The organism is Streptomyces sp. NPDC005485 (genome assembly GCF_040606085.1).
Classification (GTDB): Bacteria; Actinomycetota; Actinomycetes; order Streptomycetales; family Streptomycetaceae; genus Streptomyces.
This window is the reverse complement of the sequence record NZ_JBEXDZ010000057.1, coordinates 44,901-51,073: the sequence shown is the minus strand read 5'-3', so window position 1 is coordinate 51,073 and position 6,173 is coordinate 44,901. Positions and strand designations below refer to the sequence as shown.

Genomic DNA, 6,173 nt, shown 5'->3' with positions numbered 1-6,173 from the left:
CGAAGGGCCGCACCCCCGGGGGTGCGGCCCTTCGGCCGATCATGACGATTGAGCGCGTTGTGGGGTGCATGAGTGAGTGCCCCGGCTGCGGCGGGCCCGGGCCGTGGAAGGGAACGGGAGTTCTTGCGTCGAATGCGTGACCTTGCGTGCGGTCGTCGTTGAGCGCGGTGACGGTTCTTCGCGCCGAGTGGGGGTGACGGGGTGGGCGGGTTGCGGGAGGTGGCGGCGCCGTTCGTGGTGCCCGGCCCATCCGGGGTGGCGATCCACGAAGACACCGACCGCGGGCGCTGGTACCTGACCGCTTCCTGGACCATGCTCCCGGTCCAGACCGTGGTGCTGTCCGCCGCCCGCGCGAGCGGTCTGGTCGGCGTGGATACGAACGCGGATCATCTGGCGGCCTGGCGGCTGGATGCGCACGGCAACCCGGTCGGCTCCCCGCGCCGGTTCGACTACGACCTGTCCGGCACCGCCGCGCACCGGGACGCGCAGGTGCGCCACGCCCTGACCCGCCTCCTGCACTGGTCCAGGAGGCACGGCCTGGCGATCGCGGTCGAGGACCTGGACTTCACCTCCGAGACCACCCGAGAAAAGCACGGCCGCCGCAAACGGTTCCGCCACCTCATCTCCGGCATGCCCGTCGCCCGGCTGCGCGCGAGGCTGCTTTCCATGGCCGCCGAATTCGGCATCCCGCTGGTCGCCGTCGACCCGGCCTACACCTCCCGCTGGGGCGCCCAGCACTGGCAAAAGCCCCTGAAGAGCAAGACCAGAAAGACCAGCCGTCACGACGCAGCCGCCGTGGCGATCGGCAGGCGCGCCCTGGGGCACCCGATCCGGCGACGGACGGCACCGCCCCCGCACGACCAGAGTGATCGTGCGGGGCATCGGACCGTCCAGGCGGGATCAGATACCCCGGGACGTGAGGGAAACCGCCCGCGTGTTGTCGGACCACGGACCCGATCCGTGCCGCCCGGACACAGCGAGAACGCGGTGGACCAGAATGCCCAACACCGTTCGGGGCGTTCGGCTGAGCGGGGGTTCTGGCATCAGGACTCACCCCCGCTCAGCCCCTAGGAACGGTTGGACGCTTACCGGATCGGGGTGCGGCCCTTCGGCTGCGTCCGGCATACGCTGGACGTATGTACGCGCGAAGACGACACGTTTACTTCGCCATGATGGGGACGTGCATCGGGCTCTTCGTCCTGGCCTGGGGAGTCGTGCGCATCTGGTCGATTCCGGCGGCCGTCGGGATGTGCGTGGTGGCGATGGTGATTCCGCCGCTCGCAGCGATGGTCGCCAACCGGCGCGGCCCCGAGGACCGCTGGTGGGACGACCCGTCCGGCGACCCGAAGTCCGACGACTGGTGGGACGAGCTGGACGGGAAGAAGCGCCGCCAGTAGGTCTGGGCCGGTGACCAGATCGGTCGTCCGGCCGGGGCTCGGTACCAGTGGACGAGATCAGTAGACGAGTGCCTGCGTCTCGTCCGCCATCGCCTCCTGGACGAACACCTGCGCGCCCGCGATGCGTACGCCGTCGAGGACGTCCTTCTCCGTGATGTCGCGGCGGGCCGCGCACTGCGTGCACAGGGTGACGCGGCCGGCGGCCAGGACCGAATCGATCAGGTCGGGTAGCGGGGCCGCGTGCGGCAGCTCGAACTCGGCGGCGCGGTCCGGCAGCGCGAACCAGGCGGACTCGCCGGTCAGCCAGAGGGAGACGTCGACACCGCTGGCCACGGCGACCGCCGCGACCGTGAACGCCTGGGAGCACCTCTCGGGGGCGTCGGCCCCCGCCGTCACCTTGATCACGAGCTTCTTCGCCATGCCCGAATCGTATGCCCCGAACGGTAGTCCGAATCGTAACCAACGCGCGCGCAACCCCGTGTGTCACCCGTGGGTCTCCTGTGCGCGCGAATACGGAATCCGCGCTTCACGTTCTGTGGGGGGACGTCTTGGAAGTGCCAGAAGTGCCAGAAGTGCCAGAAGTGCAGAAAGTCGCGGAAGTCACGGAAGTCACGGAAAGACCCGAGGCGTCGGAGGCCCCCGGAGTGGCCGAAGTCGCGGCAGGTGCTCCGCGGGTCCGTCGGCGCGGCCGTACGACGCTGCTGATCGCCGGCGCCGCCGTGCTGGGGCTGGTCGCCGGCACGTGCGCCGGCTATCTCGTCCAGGCCGACCGCGAGCCCACCGAGCTGCCGTACCTCTCGCAGCCCGTGGTCAAGCAGGCCAAGGGCGACGGCCCCGAGCCGCTGTCGGCCGCGCAGGACCGCAAGGTGAAGGTCGACGGCGACCTGCGCAGGCTGCTGGTCAAGCGGCCGAAGGGGACGCAGGCGTCCAAGTACCTCATGGGCAAGGACGGCTGGATGGACGTGGCCGACTACGCGGAGTCGTTCAAGAAGCCGGACGTCGGCTTCAAGAACCTCGTCCAGGACGAGTTCCGCCGGGCCGCCGTCACCGGCTGGCAGAGGGGCAGCACGTACAGCGTCGAGATCCGTCTCGTGCAGTACCGCCAGGAGGAGGGCATCGGCGCCTCCGACGAGTTCGACAACGCGCTCTTCTGGGCGGAGAAGGACAGCGGCACCGACAGCTGGTCCATCCCCGGCACGGGGGACGGCATGGCGTACGTCCACGCCGACCCCGACACCAGGCCGGGCTATCTGCCGCTGTACGAGGCCGAAGCGCACGCCTACCGCGGCGACATCGCCATGGAGATCTGGGTCTACGACAGCAAGCCGATCCCCAAGAAGACGATCATGGACCTGGCCGAGCGGCAGATGGGGCGGCTGTGAACGAGAACCCGACCGCGCCCATGGAACCGACGACACCCGTGGAGCCCGTACAGGAAACCCCTGTTCAGGAACCGCCAGTGCGGGCCCCTGTACAGGATCCCGAGCAGGCACCGAAGAAGAAGCGCCTGCGGCCCGGCCGTATCGCCGCCGTCGCCGGTGCCGTCCTCCTGCTGGGAGCCGTCATCGGCGGCGTCGGCTACACCGTCGTGACCGTCCAGGATGCCGACCGTGACGCGGGCGCGCCGCGTTGGCGCCTCCCTGCGGCCGAGCACGGCGTCGTGAAGGTGAAGGAGGGCTCCGGACTGGCAGGCATGCTCGTGCCGTTCGGTCCCGACGGCTGGAACCGGGGCCCGGACATCGCCGAGTTCGGCTCCGACGCCGAGCTGAGTGGACGTCAGGCCACCGCCCTGCGCAAGGAGTCGCTGCGCGACCTGCCCCGCTCCACGCGGCGGCAGCTGGAGAAGGAGATCGACAAGGAGCGCATCAAGGGCATGGCGATGCGCAGCTACTACGACTCGATAAACATCGATCCCCCCACGGTGAGCATCGTGCTCTCCCAGATGGAGAACAAGGCAGCCATACGGGACAGCGTGAGGTTCCAGAACGAGTTTCTCAGCGCCCTCAAGATCTTCCGCAAGGGCCCGGAGATCAAGGGCTACAAGAACGCCCACTGCTTCCTGCCGCCCAAGATCGCGGGCGAGAAGCTCGACACGATGGTCTGCTCCGCCTACCAGGGCGACGTGCTGGTCAGCCTCACCGCGCATGCGGTCAAGTCGATGGACACCACTCTCGTCGCGACGCTGCTGCGCGAACAGCTCGACCGCATCGCAGAACCCGGGGAGGCGGTATGACCGAGCAGATGGAACAGGCCGAGCAGCACCCGCAGACAGTGGTGGTGGCTCCCGACGCGCAGCTCGTGGACGTGGCTCCCGTCAAGGTCAGGAAGGACCGCCGGGTCCTGCGTGCCGTCCTGCGGTGGACCGCCGCCGTCGTGGTCTTCGGGGCAGTCGGTACGTCGGCCGCGTATGGCATCACGCGGATGGAGCGGACGGACGTACCCGGTCTGGCGACCGAGTCGGACGGGCGCTGGGACTACCCGACGATCAGCAAGCCGCCGCTGCCCGCCGGCAGCCCCGGTCCCTTCGCCGACGAGAACGTGGCGGGTGCCCACTACGCGGACCTGCGGAAACTCGTCCTGCCCGCGCCCAAGGGCGCAAAGGCCGACCAGGCGCTGCGCGGCGAGGACGGCTGGCTGAGGACGAAGGACTTCCTGGCGGAGTACGCGGTGTCGGAGGACCGCGAGGAGCTCGGCGGGTTGCTGACCGACAACGGCCTGCGGCACGTCGCGGCGCGTGGCTGGACCACCGGGGACGGCACGCACACGCGGATCTATCTGCTCCAGTTCAATACGGCGGCCGTCGTGGACAGCATCCAGGAGGATGTGTTCGGCTTCGACAGTCCGCGGTACATGGTGCGGGGCGCCTCCGAGGTGCACACCGACGAGGGCTTCCCGGAGAAGGCGACGATCGAGGACGTGCAGCACTACGTGTACGCCGAGGCGAAGCCGTACGGAGCCACGAACGAGCGGCAGGCGTATCTCAAGGCCGGCGACACCCTCGCCCTGATCGTGCAGTCCCGCAAGGGCACCGCGCAGGCCGTGCCGTTCCAGCAGACGGTGGTGCTGCAGAGCCAGCTGCTGAGCTGAGCCTGCATGGCGTACCTCATGGAGAGGGCCGGGCCCCGGGCGACTAGGATTGGGGCTCGGTCCTGTGTACATACGCGCACCCGCTCATCCGAGGAGCACCCGTGGAGATCTTCTTCGAAACCCTGCTGGTCCTGGTCTGCGTCGGCGTTCTCGCCTTCGCCGGTCTGACCGTGAAGAAGCTGTACCAGGGCCAGCGCTGACCCCCATCAAGGAACTGCCGACCTCATGATCGAGATCCCGTCCGACCTCCACAAGGGCCTGGTCCCCCTCGCCTTCCTGCTCGGCGACTGGGCCGGTGCCGGCGTGCACGACTTCCCGGGTTCCGAGAAGTGCAACTTCGGTCAGGAGGTCACCTTCAGCCACGACGGCCGGGACTTCCTGGAGTACCACTCGCGCACCTGGGTGCTCGACGCCGAGGGGAACAAGGTCAGCCCGCTGGAGACCGAGTCCGGCTTCTGGCGCATCGACGACAACCGCAAGGTCGAGGTCGTCATGACCCGCGACGACGGTGTCGTGGAGATCTGGTACGGCGACCTGGCGGACAAGAAGCCGCAGATCGACCTGGTCACGGACGCCGTCGCACGCACGGCGGCCTCGGGCCCGTACACCGGAGGCAAGCGGCTTTACGGGTACGTGAAGAGCGACCTCATGTGGGTCGGCGAGAAGCAGACCCCCGAGGTCGAGCTGCGCCCCTACATGTCGGCGCACCTGAAGAAGGTCGTCACCCCGGAGGATGTCGAGCGCTGGGCCAAGCACCTGCCCGACGACATGCCGGACGACGGGATCGCGTTCTTCAAGTAGGACGCGCACCCCGGACGCCCGCCGTTCGCGTACGGCATCTCTCAAGCCGTATCAAGCGAACGTTCACGCTCCTCTGATGTGGGGCCGGTAACTCTGCTGGAGTGACCGGTCCCACACGTGTTTCCGCCGCCAGCGTCCTCGTCGTCGACGACGAGCCCGCCGTCCGCGAGCTGCTCGCACAGACCTTCGGCCTGGCCGGCTTCGAGGTCATCACCGTCGCCGGCGGGGTCGCCGCGCTGAACACCGTCTACAGCCGGGCCCCGGACGTCGTCGTCCTGGACATGCGGCTCCCGGACCTCGACAGCCGCCAGGTGGTCCGCATCCTGCGCGAGGACGGCCACGACGTCCCGGTCGTCCTCCTCCCCAAGCCCTTCGACCTGGAGAACGTCGTCACGCGCGTGCGACAGATCCTGGGGTCCTAGACTGGGCGGCGTGGTGAGCACCGACTGGAAGAGTGATCTGCGGCAGCGCGGTTACCGGCTGACTCCGCAGCGGCAGCTTGTGCTCGAAGCCGTGGACACGCTGGAGCACGCGACCCCGGACGACATCCTGGTCGAAGTGCGCAGGACGGCGTCGGGCGTGAACATCTCGACGGTCTACCGGACGCTGGAGCTCCTGGAGGAGCTCGGCCTGGTCAGCCATGCCCACCTCGGGCACGGGGCGCCGACGTACCACCTGGCCGACCGGCACCACCACATCCACCTGGTGTGCCGGGACTGCACCAACGTCATCGAGGCCGACGTCGAGGTCGCCGACGACTTCCGGGCGCGGCTGCGCGAGTCGTTCGGCTTCGACACCGACATGAAGCACTTCGCGATCTTCGGGCGGTGCAAGGACTGCACGCGCAAGAGCTCGCTGAAGAATTCAACTACCGAGTCGTAGGCTTAG

Annotated in this window: 8 protein-coding genes and 1 pseudogene; 8 read left to right on the top strand and 1 reads right to left on the bottom strand. The window is 68.7% G+C overall.

The window, feature by feature from the left end; genetic code table 11:
* Window positions 1-261 precede the first annotated feature (261 nt).
* Both ABZS97_RS20680 and ABZS97_RS20675 read left to right on the top strand, forming a co-directional pair.
* Window positions 262-1,071 (top strand): annotated as a pseudogene (locus tag ABZS97_RS20680) (IS200/IS605 family accessory protein TnpB-related protein); the annotation flags it as partial.
* Window positions 1,072-1,136: 65 nt separating this feature from the next.
* Window positions 1,137-1,397 carry a DUF3099 domain-containing protein gene (locus tag ABZS97_RS20675; protein WP_356139733.1) on the top strand — a complete coding sequence of 87 codons (261 nt, stop codon included), beginning with the start codon at window positions 1,137-1,139 and terminating at the stop codon, window positions 1,395-1,397.
* 57 nt (window positions 1,398-1,454) lie between these two features.
* Here ABZS97_RS20675 and ABZS97_RS20670 read toward each other — a convergent pair whose 3' ends face one another.
* Window positions 1,455-1,817 carry a DsrE family protein gene (locus tag ABZS97_RS20670; RefSeq protein ID WP_356139732.1) on the bottom strand — a complete coding sequence of 121 codons (363 nt, stop codon included), beginning with the start codon at window positions 1,815-1,817 and terminating at the stop codon, window positions 1,455-1,457.
* Window positions 1,818-2,041: 224 nt separating this feature from the next.
* Between ABZS97_RS20670 and ABZS97_RS20665 the strand changes: the two genes are divergently transcribed.
* The 6 genes from ABZS97_RS20665 to ABZS97_RS20640 all read left to right on the top strand — a co-directional run bounded on the left by ABZS97_RS20665 (window position 2,042) and on the right by ABZS97_RS20640 (window position 6,167).
* On the top strand, window positions 2,042-2,779 hold the full coding sequence (locus ABZS97_RS20665) for a hypothetical protein (RefSeq protein WP_356139731.1): 738 nt from the start codon (window positions 2,042-2,044) through the stop codon (window positions 2,777-2,779).
* A 77-nt stretch (window positions 2,780-2,856) separates the two neighbouring features.
* Entirely contained in the window at window positions 2,857-3,630 is a 774-nt protein-coding gene (locus ABZS97_RS20660; RefSeq protein ID WP_356139730.1) for a hypothetical protein, read from the top strand.
* Window positions 3,627-4,484 carry a hypothetical protein gene (locus ABZS97_RS20655; RefSeq protein ID WP_356139729.1) on the top strand — a complete coding sequence of 286 codons (858 nt, stop codon included), beginning with the start codon at window positions 3,627-3,629 and terminating at the stop codon, window positions 4,482-4,484. Before ABZS97_RS20660 ends, ABZS97_RS20655 begins: the two co-directional genes overlap by 4 nt.
* A gap of 225 nt (window positions 4,485-4,709) precedes the next feature.
* On the top strand, window positions 4,710-5,285 hold the full coding sequence (locus ABZS97_RS20650) for an FABP family protein (protein ID WP_356139728.1): 576 nt from the start codon (window positions 4,710-4,712) through the stop codon (window positions 5,283-5,285).
* 101 nt (window positions 5,286-5,386) lie between these two features.
* Entirely contained in the window at window positions 5,387-5,707 is a 321-nt protein-coding gene (locus tag ABZS97_RS20645; protein ID WP_356139727.1) for a response regulator, read from the top strand.
* Window positions 5,708-5,717: 10 nt separating this feature from the next.
* Window positions 5,718-6,167, top strand: coding sequence for a Fur family transcriptional regulator (locus ABZS97_RS20640; RefSeq protein ID WP_356139726.1), 450 nt, complete (start codon window positions 5,718-5,720; stop codon window positions 6,165-6,167).
* The last annotated feature ends 6 nt before the right edge of the window (window positions 6,168-6,173 follow it).